Annotated in this window: 13 protein-coding genes; 3 read left to right on the forward strand and 10 right to left on the reverse strand. The window is 43.0% G+C overall.

Annotated features, from left to right (window positions below; translation table 11 throughout):
* Positions 1-34 precede the first annotated feature (34 nt).
* Entirely contained in the window at positions 35-1,105 is a 1,071-nt protein-coding gene (locus RTX25_RS07130; protein WP_312652191.1) for a hypothetical protein, read from the forward strand.
* 41 nt (positions 1,106-1,146) lie between these two features.
* Here the strand turns inward: RTX25_RS07130 and RTX25_RS07135 are convergent, their stop codons facing one another.
* The 10 genes from RTX25_RS07135 to miaB form a co-directional block, all read right to left on the reverse strand.
* Positions 1,147-3,087, reverse strand: a complete 1,941-nt coding sequence (locus RTX25_RS07135; protein ID WP_312652193.1) for a TRAP transporter permease — start codon at positions 3,085-3,087, stop codon at positions 1,147-1,149.
* A gap of 33 nt (positions 3,088-3,120) precedes the next feature.
* Positions 3,121-3,585, reverse strand: a complete 465-nt coding sequence (locus tag RTX25_RS07140) for a DUF1850 domain-containing protein (protein WP_312652195.1) — start codon at positions 3,583-3,585, stop codon at positions 3,121-3,123.
* A gap of 1 nt (position 3,586) precedes the next feature.
* Complete coding sequence (locus RTX25_RS07145; protein WP_312652196.1) at positions 3,587-4,543, reverse strand: TAXI family TRAP transporter solute-binding subunit; 957 nt, start codon at positions 4,541-4,543, stop codon at positions 3,587-3,589.
* A 343-nt stretch (positions 4,544-4,886) separates the two neighbouring features.
* Positions 4,887-5,573: a YjjG family noncanonical pyrimidine nucleotidase gene (locus tag RTX25_RS07150; RefSeq protein WP_312652198.1), complete on the reverse strand. Its 687-nt coding sequence runs from the start codon at positions 5,571-5,573 to the stop codon at positions 4,887-4,889.
* Positions 5,574-5,711: 138 nt separating this feature from the next.
* Entirely contained in the window at positions 5,712-7,112 is a 1,401-nt protein-coding gene (locus RTX25_RS07155) for an ISLre2 family transposase (protein ID WP_312651353.1), read from the reverse strand.
* Positions 7,113-7,273: 161 nt separating this feature from the next.
* A complete protein-coding gene (gene hfq, locus RTX25_RS07160; RefSeq protein WP_312652200.1) occupies positions 7,274-7,516 on the reverse strand; it encodes an RNA chaperone Hfq in 243 nt (80 codons plus the stop codon).
* A 68-nt stretch (positions 7,517-7,584) separates the two neighbouring features.
* Entirely contained in the window at positions 7,585-8,523 is a 939-nt protein-coding gene (gene miaA / locus RTX25_RS07165) for a tRNA (adenosine(37)-N6)-dimethylallyltransferase MiaA (protein ID WP_312652202.1), read from the reverse strand.
* 2 nt (positions 8,524-8,525) lie between these two features.
* On the reverse strand, positions 8,526-10,373 hold the full coding sequence (gene mutL, locus RTX25_RS07170) for a DNA mismatch repair endonuclease MutL (RefSeq protein ID WP_312652203.1): 1,848 nt from the start codon (positions 10,371-10,373) through the stop codon (positions 8,526-8,528).
* On the reverse strand, positions 10,373-12,943 hold the full coding sequence (gene mutS, locus RTX25_RS07175) for a DNA mismatch repair protein MutS (protein ID WP_312652206.1): 2,571 nt from the start codon (positions 12,941-12,943) through the stop codon (positions 10,373-10,375). The genes mutL and mutS overlap by 1 nt, the downstream gene beginning before the upstream one ends.
* A gap of 135 nt (positions 12,944-13,078) precedes the next feature.
* The gene (miaB, locus tag RTX25_RS07180; protein WP_312652208.1) at positions 13,079-14,440 is read right to left on the reverse strand and encodes a tRNA (N6-isopentenyl adenosine(37)-C2)-methylthiotransferase MiaB; all 1,362 of its coding nucleotides are present in this window, start codon (positions 14,438-14,440) and stop codon (positions 13,079-13,081) included.
* Positions 14,441-14,716: 276 nt separating this feature from the next.
* On the opposite strand from miaB, the gene RTX25_RS07185 reads away from it, so the two are divergent.
* Entirely contained in the window at positions 14,717-15,901 is a 1,185-nt protein-coding gene (locus RTX25_RS07185; RefSeq protein WP_312652210.1) for a PLP-dependent aminotransferase family protein, read from the forward strand.
* 34 nt (positions 15,902-15,935) lie between these two features.
* Positions 15,936-17,132 (forward strand): pyridoxal phosphate-dependent aminotransferase, encoded by a 1,197-nt coding sequence (locus RTX25_RS07190; RefSeq protein ID WP_312652212.1) that lies wholly within the window; start codon positions 15,936-15,938, stop codon positions 17,130-17,132.
* Positions 17,133-17,291 lie beyond the last annotated feature (159 nt).

The following is a 17,291-nucleotide window of genomic DNA, read 5'->3' on the forward strand; positions in this document are numbered from 1 at the left end:
CATCCCCAAGCATACATGTCAGGAGGATATCCCCATGAAGACTTTTGACCGGATCAGTTCAATGCTTGACTACATCACGAATCTGCCTGAAGGTTTAGATAAAGATATCTATTCTTCCATTATGAAAGATCATGAAGAGGAGCTCTCTCTGCTCGATATGCTTGAAGAAACCAGTCCGTCAGGCCAGAGATATCATCTCTTCAGACATGTGATCTTCATCACTTTCATCAAGAAGAAAAGCTATCTCAGCTTAGGCCGCTTCACTTTGGATATCAATGTCACCTTTGTGGGATTTCCCATGTCCATACCTTTATGCGGCTACCTCTGCCCTAAGGATCTTAACACTTCTTCTCTTCCTGAGATTGTGCGCGCTTTTGCCCGCACCCGGAAGGGTACCGTCGTTGTCCTGAACTCAGGTATTGATCTCCATAAGGGGTATCTTACCGAATCGGTTTTTGTTTTTGAACATGATTTTGATACCTTTGAAGCATATATCAGAGCAACCCGCTCGAATTACCACAAGAAAATCATCCAGAGCCTGAAAAAAGGAAACAGCCTTATTATCCGAAGGATTAACCCCTGCGAGTTCAGTGAGGAACACTATGAGCTCTATTTAAGTGTGCACGAAAGAATGAAGCAGAAGCTCATTACCATGCCGATCGGCTATTTCAGAACGTGTGATGCGGTGATCTATGAGATCAGAGATGAAAGGCAGCTTCTTGCCTTTGTTCAGCTTAAGGAAGTTTCAGGTATTCTGTACTTTATTCTTGGAGGCTTCAGAAAAAATGAAGAGGAGTATCTATTCACACCTTCCCTATCTCACATCGATCTCTACTACAATATGCTCCTTCTTGTCATAAGGTACGGCATTGAGCATAATCATAGAAGAATTGTCCTCGGACAGACCGCAGCGGAGTCAAAGTGCAAGCTTGGCGCTCATGAAGAACTTGCCTATCTTTATGTCACCTCTTCGAATCCTTTTGTACAAGGATTCCTCGGCGTATTCCCCGATCTTTATTCTTTTGCTCCCTACGGGGTTCAGCATAATGTATTTAAAGAAACAGAAAAAACGAAGGATCGCGTGGCCCAGGAAACCATGGCATGAATAAACCTCTTACCTTCCTTATTGAAGATAAGAGGTTCTTTCTATACGACCTGTTCCAGAGCCATTTTCATTTTCTTTGATTTCGTCATTTGCAGCATGAACATGATGCCGATGATTGATACTCCTGCAAGATCTGTAAGAAGATTCGGATCGATGAGCATAAGTCCGGCTCCTGCGATGATGATTCTTTCCCATGGCTTCATTGCTGTAAACATAAAACCTTCCATGGCTACAGATACGCCGAAGATACCGATGAGTGAGGTGATGACGATTCTTACAACCTCAATAAGCGTGGTGTCCATAAGCAGCATAGCAGGGTTGAATGCAAAGATGTAGGGAACGATGAAGGCTGTTATCGCCAGCCTTGTTGCCAGTACTCCGGTTTTGAACGGATCCGATTTGGCTATTGCAGAGCCTGCATAGGCGGCCAGTGCCACAGGTGGTGTGATGTCCGCCACAATTCCGAAATAGAAGACAAACATATGGGCTGCAAGCATCGGTACACCCATACTCATAACGATCGGTGCTGTGATTGTCGCCATGATGACATAGTTTGCTGTGGTCGGTACACCCATACCCAGAACGATACAACTGACCATGGTAAGGAAAAGTGCAAGAAGCTTGCTGGTCCCTGCTACACTCATGAGGACATTGAGAAGGTCCTGCCCCAGTCCCGTCAAGGTGACGATTCCTACAATGATTCCAGCAATTGCACATGCAACGGCGACACCCATGGTATTTCTGGTTCCATTGGCCAGAGCTTCGGTGAAGGTGGCTGGAGTCAGACGAGTATCCTTACTGAACATACTGACGACTATGGCGGTCAGAATGGCATAGATTGCAGAGTAGGCAGGGGTTCTGCCCATACTCATGAAAGTGACAAGGGTTACGATGGGCAGAAACAGATAACCTTTCTTGAAGAGAAGCTTCCAGAAGTTTGGGATACTCTCTTTGGGAAGTCCTTTCAGTCCCAGTTTCTTCGCTTCCAGATGGATCATCATAAAGATTCCTGAGAAGTAGAGAAGCGCTGGAAGAATTGCGGTCATCGCGACAGTTGCATAAGGTGTATCGGTCATTTCCGCCATAAGAAATGCAGCTGCACCCATGATAGGAGGCATGATCTGTCCGCCCGTTGAAGCTGCAGCTTCAACCGCCGCCGCAAATTCAGGCTTGTATCCTGTCTGCTTCATGATCGGAATCGTCACACTGCCGCTTCCTACGGTATTTGCAACAGAACTGCCCGAATACATTCCTTCAAGAGCACTGGAAATGACAGCTACTTTTGCAGGACCACCTGAAGCGCCACCTGCGATGGAGTTGGCCATATCGATGAAGAAGGTTCCGATTCCCGTTTTTTCCAGGAACGATCCAAGAATGATAAAGAGGACTATGAATGTTGCCGCTACACCAAGAGGCGTTCCGATGATTCCGTCAGTAGTGTAGAAAAGCTGATGTATGATTCTTTTTATGGAATGTCCTGAGTAGAATGCGTAGACAAGAAAGCCTCCAGCAACGACAAGTATGGGATAACCCACTACTCTTCTGCAGAGCTCGATAAGGGCCAGCGTTCCGATAATACCCATGACGATCTCAACGGTTCCGATATTCACCGCTTTAGCAACGATGGTCTCAAAATTGAAGACATAATAGAAGTATGCACCAGATCCGATAAATGCCAATACAAGGTCATACCATGGAATGTTGTTGACTTTCTTAGCATGATCTTTCTTTACAGGATAGAGAATGAATCCGATGAAGATCAAGAGGCCCAAGAAAGAAGATCTTCTGATCTGCTCCGCTGGTGTGGCAATAAGGGTCATCCAGAAAACATATAAGGCAAATGATACAAGCAGTCCCGTCGTTATATGTTTATAGATTCCCGTGAAATGCCTGACATTGGATTCACGGTCAAATTCAGCCATCAGTTCTTCCACTTTAACGTTGTCTTCTGATAATCTATCTATTTCTTTTTTACTCTTCATTTCTTCATCCCCATTTTCTTCGCGTCATCTTAGTCATCTTACCCGTAGTATGACAGAGGTGTTTCTGCCGCAGAGTTCTCTAAGACTGATTTCTGTTTTGCCGACTGTCAGAATATGATCACTCACCGTGCCTACGATAAGATTCAGTTTCACATAAGTCTGACTGAAACCTGATATGATCATATTTCCATCTTCATCGTATGAGAGCCTCTCGCCTTCATTCAGCTGTGTCTGAACACCTGCACCAAAGGAGCTGTATATGGTTCGGTGTGCTCTGAACCCGCTCTTGATCACCATAAATTCATCCACTACCGGAGTCTGATTCACAGAGTGGATGAATTCAAGCGAAAAAATATCTTTCTCTTTCATCGGCCAGCTTCCATAAACTTCTCCGGTATCGGCATCAATTATGACAAGATTCCGGTCCTGCCACAGGAAAAGAAGTATGCCTCCCAGAAGTATAAGTACCCCTAGGAGAAGCCTGCTTCTGTTTTTCATGTTAATCTATTGCTCCAACTTCACGGAAATACTTTTCAGCTCCACTGTGGAATGGAATCGAAATTCCTTCAACAGCATATGCAAGATCAATTTCCTTTCCTTTTGCATGCGCAGATGCAATGGCATCTTTGTTGTCGAACAGCGCTTTTGTCATATTATATACAGTATCCTCATCCAGATCATTACTGACGATGAATGTGGCTTTTACCGCCAGTGTCTTGATGTCTTCATCTACACCTGTATAGGTTCCACCTGGAATGTCATAAACGGTATAGAATGGATAGCTTGCCATGAGATCTTCCGCTTTGTCCTCATCGATACCCAGGATTGTGATGTCCTGACTGGTCACAAGATCCATAATCGCTGTTGTCGGTGCACCTGCTGTGGCAAAGAAAGCATCAATCTTGCTGTCTTTGTAGGCATCCGCCGATGCCGAAAAGCTCAGGTTCTGTTTATTGATGTCATCGAAGGTGATGCCATATGCTTCAAGAATCTGCTTGGCATTAAATTCAACACCGCTTCCGGCATCACCCACTGAAACATTCTTTCCTTTGAGATCTGCAATGGTCTTTATTCCTGATGAAGGATTTGCAACAATCTGAACCACTTCAGCATATACCGCTGCCATAGCGGAGAAGCTTGTGACCGCTCCGTCGCTTAAGAAGAGGTCAGTTCCGTTATACGCATAGTCCATAACATCATTCTGCACGATGGCCATATCCACTTCTCCGGCATCAATGAGCTGAATATTGGCTTTTGAGGCTCCTGTGGACTGTATGTTGAATGAAATATCCGCCTTTTCCCCGATGATCTGTCCCATGGCTGTTCCAAAGGAATAGTATGTCCCGGTATTGCCACCGGTGGCTAGTTTCACACTGCTGCCTTTGTCTCCGCAGGCTGCCAGGATCATTGTGCTGGATAATATCAGTCCCATCATTTTCAGAATTCTTTTTTTCATATCGCTTCCTCCTACATCACTTAATGGATAATTATAGAATGAATTGTATATGACCGAGAACCGGGTGTCAATAGGATTTGGCCTAAAAATGAATAATTTAATTTTAAATCCTGCATTTTTTTATTTAGTTAAGTAACTTCTCAATAATAGCCGTAAACTGATTATCGCTAAATCTATTGATATACCTACATAATTTGTCATATTCATAAATCTCCACCATTACTTGTATGAAATTTTAATTTCTTAATCCTTCATTTATGAATCAAAGCAAACTATTCCCTAATAGACGCAGAAAAGCCAGGCTTTTCGCCTGGCTTAATCATATAACTGATATCCGTTTAAATCAGAGTATATCGAGTAGATCCAAAAGTGTTCGGATTTCGAATGTCGGATTTATGGATGTATGATTTTCCTTACCCTCTGGATTGTACCAGCAGGTATCTATCCCCGACTTTTCACCGCCTTTAATATCTGATGTCAGGCTGTCTCCGATCATGAGCACACTCTCTGTGTCTTTGTGATCGAGTTTCTCCAGAGTATGGATAAAGATCTCAGGATTCGGCTTTGATATACCGATTTCTTCAGAAATGATGACTTCCTGAAAATACCTGGCAAAAGGAGCATTCCTTATTCTCCTTTTCTGCACCTGTGTCAGTCCATTGGTGATGATGGCCATTTTATATTTCCCCTGGAGCTTTTCCATTAAGGCTTCCGCTTCCGGATAAACAAAGGATGCCTGGGACAGGTGATGCATGTACTTTTCTGCAAATTCATCGGGAGAAAACGTCAGTCCAAGTTCATCTCTGAGTCTTCTGAAGCGTTCCACCTTCAGATCCTTCTGGGTGATTTCACCCATTTCAAACTCTTTCCATATCAGAGTATTGATTCTGTGATAAGCCTTAAGATGGATATTTTCATCATAATTGTCTTCGTACTCCGTCAATGTGGTCATAAACGCATGAGTTTCAGATTTTTTGAAATCGAACAGCGTATCGTCGGCATCAAAAAGCACCACTTTATATTTTGTCATATACATTCTCCCTTGATTTCATATTCCTATTTTTCTCTTTTTAAGATTATAGCAAATAATCCTCGCTTTTTCTCATTGTCGGGAAAGAAAGATAGTGTCAATTTACTGTTGGTTGAATTCAGAAAATATTTGTCCGTATTATGCAGATCTTATGGATTTCAGAAATTTATAGGCATTTGTGCGTTTCCCGATATCCAGAATCGTGATGTTGCTGGAAAATTCTTCATAGCTTTTCTTCCTGTTTTTCAGAGCGGATTTGTTGACTTCGACCTTGACTTTGTCCTTCAACCGGATCACTTTAGCATTTTCCAGGAGTCCACGAATAGAGCCACCATTGCGTGTGTACACACGTAGTCTGGCGACATTCTCGCTGCCTGTTCTGCTCCAGGAAATGGGCCTTGAACTCAGTCTGTGTGAGAGGACATGGCTGACATGGCCTTCCGCACTGCATTCCACATATCCGTTCAGATGTCTGTTCTGCACCTCATCCCAGTTGCCCAGAATATACTTCCTGCATGAGTCGAATCGCTTCAGTTCCGCTTCCGTGTGATCGTTGCCCTCTATGGTGTCGAAATAGGCTTCCACCTTCTCCCGATCTCCTGAATACACATAGTTCTTGAGCTTCTTCTCCCAGCCTCTATAGAGCGCTGTAGCGGTCTTGATGTACTTGGACAGGTGATAGCCGTCAATGACGAAACTGCACTTTGGCAGGATGTCTTTTCCTGCACGGATCCAGGGGGCTCCGTCCCCCGAAAGGAAGATCCTTTCGACGGAGTCCAGGTCGTACCGGGTGTCCAGATAGTCGAGAATCTCAAACCAGAAATCATCATTCTTCGGATAAAGTCCGGTCAGATATTGAGGCCCAACGAGCTTAACACGCTGATTCCTGTCAGCACTGAAGGGATTCACAATGACCTTCCCTTCGTGGACATAGGCCAGCTTCATGATCATTCCTTTGCCTTTCTGCTGGTGTACATGATCCTCGTCGGCTTCCACATGAAGAAAGCGCACTTTCTTCTTTTCGCATTTCAGACCAGGCCAGTTGCTGCCTTCCATCGAAGTGCCGTGAACGACGTTCTTTACGGTAGACCGGGTTCGGATGCTGATGTCGTCATAGCTTCTGACAACCTGTTCGTAGGACATCTCCTTGGCCTTGTTCAGCATATCGGCCTTGAGACCTGTATCCATTCTGGAATGAGGCTCGATATCCAGCAGATCGTCCACGAGGTGCCTGAAGTCACCGGTTTTCCTGTTTCTGTAGTATGTCCTGCTAAAGGCAACGTCGCCCAGAAGCGTGGATATTTTCTTCTCGCGGTTTCTGCTGTGGATGGTCCATTCTTCCTTCCGCTCGTCGCTGTGGAGGAGGGATTCTTCAAGAGACTCAATTAACTCCTCAAGGATGTCTCTGCCCATTTCCCTCACAAGCTTCAGGGTGGATTCCACCATTCCGGTCAGCCCGCTGTTTTCTTCCAGTGCCGTGTCCAGGCAGGTTGTCATATGGGTAGTGATTTTTCTGTTCAGTTCAGCTATAATGTTCAAGAGGATAGCTCCTTCCGTTATGTGTTGTTTGTAGGTGAACTTATCATAACACGGTTAGAGCTATTCTCTTTTTTCTTTAACCAACAATAATTTTACACTAAGAATGGGTAGAATGACACCAAAGAAAAAGGGCTTACCTTCAAAGCAGCCCTTCAGTCTTATTACTCCTCATCCTTATCTTCTTCAAGAATAAGAATCGGTTTATTCGGCGTAATTGTGGTCACAGCATGTTTGTATACCAGCATCTGTTTTTCATCAGTTTCAAGAACGATCACATAGTTATCGAATCCCTTGACGATGCCCTTAAGCTGAAATCCGTTCACAAGATGTATCGTCAGAAACATTCTGGTTTTCCTTGCACCATTCAAGAAAACATCCTGATAATTGTTGATTACCTTATTCATGATTATTCCCCCAATTTCGTTTATCTTTACGTAATATTTGTAATATATCTTATACTCATTATATTACATTAACGTGTTTCATACCATCCATTGGCGTATTTTTCAAGAATAATCAGGATTTCTTCATCGGAATACTGGTCTTTACTCAGTTCTGTCGCATATTCATTGTGTCTGAACCAGGTGAGCTGTCTTTTGGCATAATTTCGTGAACGCTGCTTGACCAGATCCTTTGCTTCCTCCAGCGAACATTCTCCATCCAGGTAGGAAAGCATTTCCTTGTATCCTATTCCCTTCATGGATACATACGACTCATCAAGTCCAGAGGCTTTCAGACGTCTGATTTCATCCAGCAGTCCCATATCCATCATGATTTCAACCCTTCTGTCTATGCCTTCATAAAGGTCTTTACGGTTCTTGTTAAGATAAAAATAATGTACGTCATATTTCGGGTTAAGTCTGCCTGTATCTTTAAAGCTGCTGAAAGGTTTCCCTGTCACATGCTGCACTTCCAGAGCTCGGATCACCCGTTTGAGATTGTTCGGATGGATCTTTTCTGCCGCTTCGGGATCTACCGATGCAAGCATGCGATGAACTTCCTCATTCCCTTCTGTTCTTGCAAGAACTTCAATAGCTTCTCGATATTTCTGATCGTTCCCACCTTCTGTGAAGGAAAGATCCTTAATGACAGCGTCAATGTAAAGCCCTGTTCCTCCCACCATTATAGGCACTTTACCTCTAGAGAGAATCTCATCAATCGCTTTCTCCGCAGCCTCTTTATAATCCGATACTGTGAAGGGATCAAAGGGCGTCACCACATCGATCATATGGTGAACGACTCTTCTTCTTTCCTCTTCATCCGCTTTAGCTGAACCGATATCCATACCTTCATAGATCTGCATGGAGTCGCAGGATATGATTTCTCCACCTGTTCTTTCAGCAAGTTCAAGCGATATTTCCGTTTTACCCACACCTGTGGGCCCGGCTATTATAATCAGTGTATTTTTCATCTCTATACGATTCTCCTAAACATCTTCTGAAGATCCTTTTCTGTCATCTTCACCAGAGTGGGTCTTCCATGGGGACATGCAAATGGTTCATCAATGTGTCTCAGTTCATCTATAAGGTATCTCATCTCTTCGACGGACAGTTCCTCGTAGGCCTTGATGGATGACTTGCAGGCTGCAGTTGCAATTCTTAAATATTTGACGTCTTCTTTATTTCCTTTACCAAGATTCCTGATGTTGTCCAGTATCTCATGCAAATAGGAAGATGCCTGAACTTTGCCAAGAAACAGCGGAACTTCTCTTATGGAAATGCTCCGGTCTCCAAAATCTTCAATAAGAAACCCGGCCTCACTCAGCACTTCGCGGTTCTCTCTGTATAGCTCATGATCTTCCAGATCCAGATCAAGAATTTCAGGAATGAGAAGACTCTGTGATGCGACTGCCCCTTCTCTGATTTCCTTCATATATTTCTCGAAGTTTATTTTTTCATGTGCAGCATGCTGATCGAATATATACAGTTCATCGTGAATCTGTGTAAGGATGTATGTTCCCCTGAACTGACCGATGATTCTCGGCATAGGGAATTTGGCTGTTCTTTCAATACTCTGACTGACTTTAACTTCTGAGGTATCAAAAGGATATCTGTTTAAATCTGTATCATTATGTTCTTCTTTTCCGTTGTAGACGGAGTCTCGTTTCTCCTCTACATAGCCTGCTGTCTTCCCTTGATTTAACGGTCTGTCCGGATGATCTTCCTTCATGGTATCCACCGGTATATCGATATATACAGGTTCACTTACAGCTTCATGGGTAAGCTGAACAAATGAATCATTCTTTTCCTCTTCAACCACCGAAAAAGTCTCCCTGAGCCCTTCTCCCATAGCTGCGTGGACGGTGCCGAATACGCTTTTGAATATATGACCTTCATCTTCGAATTTGATTTCCGCTTTCTGTGGATGAATATTGACATCAATGATTTCAGGAAAAACATCGATATTGATCACGAAGAATGGAAATCTGCTTACCGTTGCAAAGGATTTGAACGCTTTCTCAGCTGCAGTAGTTATGACCTTTGACTGGATCAGTCTCTTATTGACGAAGATCGTCTCCTGGGAACGTGAACCTCTTGAAATCTCTTCATTACCGATGTAGCCGTGCACACTGAACGAGTCAAAATGATTTTCGAAATAGAACAGATTCTCGTATACCTTCTTACTGTATACCTGCCGGATCACATCCTTCTGATTACCTGTTCCATAGGTTCTCAGAACCTCTCTGCCTTCAACCACAAGTTTAAAGGAAATATCAGGATGCGCTATGGAGATTTTTGACACGATTTCGGAGATGATCGTCCCTTCACGAGACGCGGTTTTCAGAAACTTCTTTCTTGCTGGAACGTTATAGAAAAGATCTCTGATTTCCATAAGTGTTCCCTGATCCATAGGTGAGAATTTCTCATATCTTATTTCTCCCCCTTCAACGAGGATTTCTCTGCCGTCGCAGCCCACTGTCTTAGATCGTGTGAGGACCTTTGAAACTGAAGCGATACTTGAAAGTGCTTCTCCTCTGAATCCCATTGTACTGATGGAAAAAAGATCATCAGCCGTTTTAATCTTACTTGTGGCATGGGGAAGAAAGGCATTCCTCATATCTTCTTCAAGAATGCCTTCTCCGTTGTCTACAATCTTGATCAGGGCTTCTCCGCCTTCTGTGATCTCGACATAAATTTCAGTCGCTTTTGCATCGATCGCATTTTCAATCAGTTCCTTGACTACAGAGGCAGGTCTTTCAACGACCTCGCCTGCGGCGATCTTGTTGAATGTATCCTTGGACAGGATATTGATTTTCCCCATCAGCTCAACTCCTTTGCATCTGTGCTCAGCTCATGCAGTACCTTAAGTGCTTCCATGGGTGTCATGTTCATGACATCCAATGCTTTTAGCCGTTCCAGCATGACCACTTTCTCATAGTCGAACAGGCCAAGCTGAAGTGATTCCTGCTTTTCTTCAACCTGATGAATAGCCTTGATCACTTTGGTGTCTTTCTTTTCAAGCCTTGAAAGGATTTCCTTGGCTCGTCCAAGAAGATTCTTGGGCAGTCCGGCAAGACGCGCCACTTCTATACCATAGGATTCATCCGCACCACCGGGTACGATTTTCCTCAGGAAGGCAATACTCTTGCCTACTTCCTTCACGAGAACAGAGTAATTTTTTACCCCTTCAAGCTCGCCCTCAAGAACAGTCAGTTCATGATAATGGGTTGCGAAAAGCGTTTTCGCGCCAGAGATCTCTTTGAGGATGTACTCAATTACCGCCCAGGCGATCGAAAGACCGTCATAGGTACTTGTACCTCTCCCAACCTCATCAAGGATGATCAGGGAGCGTTCTGTGGCATTTAAGAGGATATCAGATACCTCGCTCATTTCGACCATGAACGTGGATTTACCTCCGGCCAGATCGTCAGATGCACCGATTCTCGTAAAGATTCTGTCGCAGATGGGCAGATTTGCGGACTTTGCCGGAACAAATGAACCAACCTGAGCCATAAGGCTTATGAGCGCGACCTGCCTCATATAGGTCGATTTACCGGCCATATTGGGTCCTGTGATGATGAGAAACCGCTCATCGCTCTGATTCATCGTAAGATTGTTCGAGACGAATTCACCCTTCTGCATCATCCTTTCAACTACGGGATGTCTACCTTCAACAATCAGGATTTTCCCTTCGTCGTTGAGCTGAGGCCTGATATAGCCGTTATCTCTTGCCACCTGTGCAAAACACTGATAGCAGTCAAGATCCGCTATGATTCGCGACGTCATTTTGAGTCTTTCGATCTCGAGTTCAATCAGGTTTCTGATTTCTCCGAAAATACGATATTCCAGAGTAACCAGCTTTTCATCTGCTCCCAGAATCTTATCTTCAATGTTCTTCAGGTCTTCGGTTATGAACCGCTCTGCATTAGCGAGGGTCTGTTTTCTCACATATCTGCCTTCAGGAATATTTCCGTAATTGGACTTCGAGATTTCGATATAGTATCCGAAAACCTTATTGTAGCCTACTTTAAGAGACTTTATCCCTGTAAACTCTCTTTCCTTCTGCTCCATTTCAGCGATCCATTTTTTTCCGTTGAACTTGATGTCCCGCAGTTCTGCAATTTCCTGACTGTAGGTGCTTCTGATGATGTTTCCGTCTTTCAGGGACATGGGTGCATCATCTTCAATACTCTTTTCAAGGAGATCATAGATATCTTCCATCGGATCGAATTTCTTGGCAAGTTTTGAAAGTTCTCCATAATCGACTCTGCTGATCAGTTTTCTGATTTCCGGGAGATTACCCAGTGATTTCTTCAGAGTCAGCATCTCTTTGGGATTGACCGATTTCAGGGCAATCTTGGATACAATTCTTTCTATATCATAAACGCCTTTAAGGGCTTCTCTTAAGTCTTCTAGAAGATCAAGATTACCGTATACAGCCTCCACTGCATCAAGTCTTTTCGTGATGATCTCCTTGTTGATCAGCGGTGCTTCAATCCATCTTCTCAGATTTCTGGATCCCATAGCTGTAGCAGTATCGTCGAGAACCCATAAAAGGCTTCCCTTTTTTCGCTTGTCCACGATGTTCTCGGTAAGTTCAAGATTCCTTTTTGTGTTTACATCAAGTGTCATGGAGTCTTCTGTATTATAAACTTCCAGATGGGTAAGATTTGTCAGAGCGGTCTTCTGCGTTTCCTCAAGGTAGGCGACCAGAACACTCGACGCTGACGCTACTACTGAGTTGTAACCGCCAGATAGGCTCTTGAAGTAGTTCTGCACCGTACCTTTATCGATCGCTTCTTCCATCTCTCGCATATTGCAGAGAATATTCCATTTCTTCGTGATATGCTCACAGATCATCTCGTTTGTCGCAACGACTTCTTTAGGTGAGAATTTACTGATTTCGTTATCCAGCTGAACAATATCCTTCGTGATATAAGTACCCTGAAATTCACCTGTTGAAATATCGCAGAATGCCAGTCCGTACCATTCACCCATATCGCTGACAGCCATAATATAATTGTTTCGTTTGTTGTCCATGAAATTCTCATCAAGCAGCGTACCTGGTGTGATGATTCTGACCACTTCACGCTTTACAATTCCCTTTGCTTCTTTCGGATCTTCAACCTGTTCGCAGATTCCGACTTTATATCCTTTGGTGATCAGTCTGCCTATGTACCCATTAGCAGCATGATAAGGAATCCCGCACATGGGAGCCCGTTCCTCCAGGCCGCAGTCTCTTCCTGTGAGGACCAGTTCTAGTTCTCTTGAAGCCAGTTCTGCATCCTCAAAGAACATTTCATAAAAATCACCTAGTCTGTAAAACAAGATACAGTCTTTGTATTTTTCTTTAATGGAAAAATATTGTTGCATCATTGGTGTTAAAGCCATAATTTCAATCCTCCGTAAACTCATCTATCTATCAGTATACCAAAAGAAACTATAAATTTCTGTAGTATGTATCCATTTCAGTATGAAACAAAAGGCATTCTCCAAAAGGTTGGAGAATGCCAGATGGGGAGCTATTTAACTCCGGTTTAACTGAGCGCTTTCAAAATCATCCTGTACTGCAATCTCACCCATTAAACTGAACGATCTTGCTTTCGTAATACGGATATCCACAAGCTTTCCTTTTAAAGATTCATTGCCAGGAAAATTTACAGTCTTTCCGGTTCGGGTCCTGCCTTGCAAATACTCTTCATTGTTTTTGCTCAGACCTTCCACCAGCACTTCAACCACCTGATCCTGATAGGTCTTGTTGATTGCTATGGAGTGCCGGTTGATGGCCTCCACAAGACGGTTAAACCGTTCGTGCTTGATTTCTTCAGGAATCTGTTCCTTCATACGATCGGCAGGTGTATACTTGCGCCTGGAATAAATATAGGTATACGCTGAATCATACTTAACTTCTTCCACAAGCTTCAGTGTCTCTTCAAAATCTTCTTCCGTTTCACCGGGGAAACCGACAATTATGTCCGTAGTGATTGCTACACCAGGAATATCATGTTTGATCTTCTCCACGATTTCCATATATTTTTCTCGTGTATAGCTTCTGTTCATCTTTTTCAGTAATGCATTTGAACCGCTCTGGACAGGCAGATGAACCTGTTCCACCACCTTATCACATTCAGCGACTGCATCAATCACATCTGATTGCAGATCTTTTGGATGCGAAGTCATGAATCTGATCCGTTCAAGACCTTCCACTTCATTGACCATTCGCAGGAGTTTCGCAAAGCTCACATTTTCATCAAGATTCAGCCCGTAGGAATTGACGTTCTGTCCCAGAAGAGTGACTTCTCTATATCCCTTAGATACAAGTGTCCTGATTTCATTCAGGATATCTTCAGGCTTTCTGGATCTCTCTCTTCCTCTGACATAAGGAACGACACAGAATGTGCAGAAATTATTGCATCCGTACATAATGGTGACAAAAGCTTTAATATCTGAATCTCTTACGATGGGAATTCCTTCGATGATCTCAGTTTCCTTCTCATAGATTTCACAGATCTGGGCATTTTCAGTCTTGGCTCTTTCGAGATATTCCGGAAATTTATGCGCATTGTGGGTACCAAAAACAATATCCACCTGTTTATATTTTCTGAGTATTTCTTCCGGAACGCCTTTCTGCTGCATCATACATCCGCAGACAGCGAGAATCATATCCGGATTCTTCTTTTTCAACGCTTTTAAAGCGCCCAGATTACCATATACTTTAAGTTCCGCATTTTCTCTTACCGCACAGGTATTGAAGATTATTACGTCTGCTTTATCTCTGAAGAGTGTCTCTTCGTATCCCATATTTCTAAGCATACCTGACAGCTTTTCAGAATCTTCCTCGTTCATCTGACAGCCCCAGGTTTCTATAAGGTATTTTTTATTCAACATAGCTTCCCCTTTTATCCTCTGTTATATCCATCTATCCTGAAAGCAGGACACATATTTCGATCATTAAACAACATTTCTATTATAGCGAAAATATCAAATAAATAATAGTACTGGATTTTATGCATTTTATTAGCAAATCCGGGTAAATTCTGGTTATAATTCATTAAATTACACTGTATTGTATGAAGTTCTGCCATATTGTTAATGAATTATCATTATTGATAGTATTTCTGAAAACGTTTATACTTAGTTTGTAAATTATTCGGGGGTGTAATAATGAATATTGATTTTTCAGATCGCGCACTGAGGATTAAAGCTTCAGAAATTCGTGAACTGCTGAAACTTACGGTTCAGCCGAACATCATATCCTTTGCGGGCGGGCTACCTGCAGCAGAACTTTTTCCGCTGGCAGATATTGCTGATGTGGCAAAAGACGTTATACTTAATGAAGGACAGAGTGCTCTTCAATACAGTCCGACTGAGGGACTTCAGAAACTTAGAGAAATCATCATCAGCCAGAGACTGGAACGAGTGAACATCAAAGCCGATCTGGATGAGATCTTCATCACATCAGGCTCTCAGCAGGCTCTTGATTACGTCGGGAAGATGTTTATCAATGAAGGCGATAAGATTTTCGTAGAATCACCAACATATCTTGGTGCACTTAATGCGTTTCTTGCGTACGGTCCTGAATATGTGGAAATTCCGCTGCAATGCGACGGTATTGACACTGACAGACTTGAAGAACTTTTAAAAAGCGGTTTGAAACCAAAGTTTCTTTATACCATTCCTGATTTCCAGAATCCATCAGGGATTACCATGTCCATGGAAAAAAGAAAGAAACTGATCGTACTTGCAAACGAATATGATCTTGTGATCATAGAGGATTCTCCATATGCAGAACTATGTTTTGCCAGTGAACAGATCAGACCGATCAAATCTCTGGATACTGAAGGCAGAGTAATCTACCTTGGCACATACTCCAAAACGTTCACACCAGGATTAAGAATCGGATGGGTAGTGGGCAATCCGGTACTGATCAATAAATTCATTCAGATTAAACAGGGTTCCGATCTTCAGACCTCATCACTTGATCAGAGAATCGCTGCAGAATACATGACAAGATTTGATCTGAACAAACATATCACAAAAATTATTGATGTCTACTCAAAACGAAGAACCGTTATGCTCGATACGATGAAGGCACATTTCCATCCAGATATCACTTATACGGAATCAGATGGCGGATTGTTCACATGGGCAAAAGTTAAAGAAGATATGGACACTAAAGCGATACTTGCTGAAGCTCTGCTTGAAAATGTAGCTTTTGTCCCGGGTGCTTCTTTCTTTGCAAATGGCGGAAAGAACAATTTCATGAGACTAAACTATTCCTGCATGTCCGAAGAGAAAATCAGAGAAGGCATAGAAAGACTGGCTAAGGTTCTGAACAAGTATTACTAAAATACTGCACATTTAAATAAAGCGAGGTAATAAGATGAAACTATCCAATAGAGTGAACAGCATGAAATACTCACCCATAAGAAAACTATCACCCTATGCCCAGGCAGCAAGAGATAAAGGGCTTAGAGTTCTAGGCCTGAATATCGGTCAGCCGGATATCGAGACACCACCTCAGTTTTTTGAAGCCATGAAGAATTTTGACGGTAAGGTTCTCAAATACTCCGAGTCAAGAGGTGAAACTGTTCTGCTTGACTCATTCATCAAGTACTATAAGAGTATCGGAATTGAGTTTGAGCACAGCAACATGATTGTTACAAATGGGGGTTCAGAGGGTCTTTACTTCTCCCTTTATGCCATCTGCAATCCGGATGACGAGGTCATCGTTCCTGAGCCTTTCTATACCAATTATTCCTCGTTTACCGATATTGCAGGATGTAAAGTCAGACCCATTACGACCTATGGAGAAGATGGCTTCCACCTTCCTTCAAGAGAAAAATTTGAAGAGATCATCAGCGATAAAACAAAAGCCATTCTGATCTCCAGTCCTTCAAATCCGACGGGTGCAGTTTATACAAGAGAAGAAATTGAAATGCTTGCTGATCTGTGCAAAGAGCATAACCTGTTTCTGATATCAGATGAAGTGTACAGAGAGTTCGTCTATGACGATCCGGAATTTTTCTCTCCACTTGAAATTGAAGACATCAGTCAGAGAGTCATTCTGATCGATTCCATAAGCAAGCGATACAGCGCGTGCGGAGCACGTATCGGCCTGGTTGCTTCAAAGAATAAGGAAATCATCGATGCAATCATGAAACTGGCTCAGTCAAGACTATGTGTGCCTACTCTGGAACAGATTGGGGCTGCAACACTTTATGAAACTCCACAATCCTACTTTGATGAAGTCAAGAAGGAATATCAGGCAAGAAGAGACGTTCTGTTTGAAGGAATTTCTGCGATTAAAGATGTACAGGTGAAAAAGCCCACAGGAGCGTTCTACATGATCATCGGTCTGCCGATAAAAAATGCGGAAAACTTCTGTAAATGGATCCTCGAAGAATACAGTTATGAGAATACCACCCTTATGATGGCACCTGCTGAAGGATTCTATTTAACTGAAGGACTTGGTGTAAACGAGGTCAGATTGTCCTACTGCATCAATATTGAAGACCTTAAACTTGCAGTGAAGATTCTTGAATCTGCACTCATAAGATACAAAGAAACACAGGAATAGGAACAGAACAAAAGACGGCCGTTGGCCGTCTCAGACTGTAGACAAAGCGACCATTCCATACGGAAATCGGTCGCTTTTTGCATTATCAGGTCAAGAATCAGATTTTTTGGCGATGGGGGGAGTCTTGTATCCGGCATCTAGAATGACCTGTTCAGGATT

This window comes from Proteiniclasticum sp. (assembly GCF_032054185.1).
GTDB lineage: Bacteria > Bacillota > Clostridia > Clostridiales > Clostridiaceae > Proteiniclasticum.

Excerpts from the sequence above, each read along its gene's own strand:
- RTX25_RS07190 (WP_312652212.1), top strand. The coding sequence starts at position 15,936 with ATGAAACTATCCAATAGAGTGAACAGCATGAAATACTCACCCATAAGA.
- miaB (WP_312652208.1), bottom strand. The coding sequence starts at position 14,440 with ATGTTGAATAAAAAATACCTTATAGAAACCTGGGGCTGTCAGATGAAC.
- mutL (WP_312652203.1), bottom strand. The coding sequence starts at position 10,373 with ATGGGGAAAATCAATATCCTGTCCAAGGATACATTCAACAAGATCGCC.
- RTX25_RS07150 (WP_312652198.1), bottom strand. The coding sequence starts at position 5,573 with ATGACAAAATATAAAGTGGTGCTTTTTGATGCCGACGATACGCTGTTC.
- RTX25_RS07140 (WP_312652195.1), bottom strand. The coding sequence starts at position 3,585 with ATGAAAAACAGAAGCAGGCTTCTCCTAGGGGTACTTATACTTCTGGGA.
- RTX25_RS07145 (WP_312652196.1), bottom strand. The coding sequence starts at position 4,543 with ATGAAAAAAAGAATTCTGAAAATGATGGGACTGATATTATCCAGCACA.
- RTX25_RS07185 (WP_312652210.1), top strand. The coding sequence starts at position 14,717 with ATGAATATTGATTTTTCAGATCGCGCACTGAGGATTAAAGCTTCAGAA.
- mutS (WP_312652206.1), bottom strand. The coding sequence starts at position 12,943 with ATGGCTTTAACACCAATGATGCAACAATATTTTTCCATTAAAGAAAAA.
- RTX25_RS07130 (WP_312652191.1), top strand. The coding sequence starts at position 35 with ATGAAGACTTTTGACCGGATCAGTTCAATGCTTGACTACATCACGAAT.
- hfq (WP_312652200.1), bottom strand. The coding sequence starts at position 7,516 with ATGAATAAGGTAATCAACAATTATCAGGATGTTTTCTTGAATGGTGCA.
- miaA (WP_312652202.1), bottom strand. The coding sequence starts at position 8,523 with ATGAAAAATACACTGATTATAATAGCCGGGCCCACAGGTGTGGGTAAA.
- RTX25_RS07135 (WP_312652193.1), bottom strand. The coding sequence starts at position 3,087 with ATGAAGAGTAAAAAAGAAATAGATAGATTATCAGAAGACAACGTTAAA.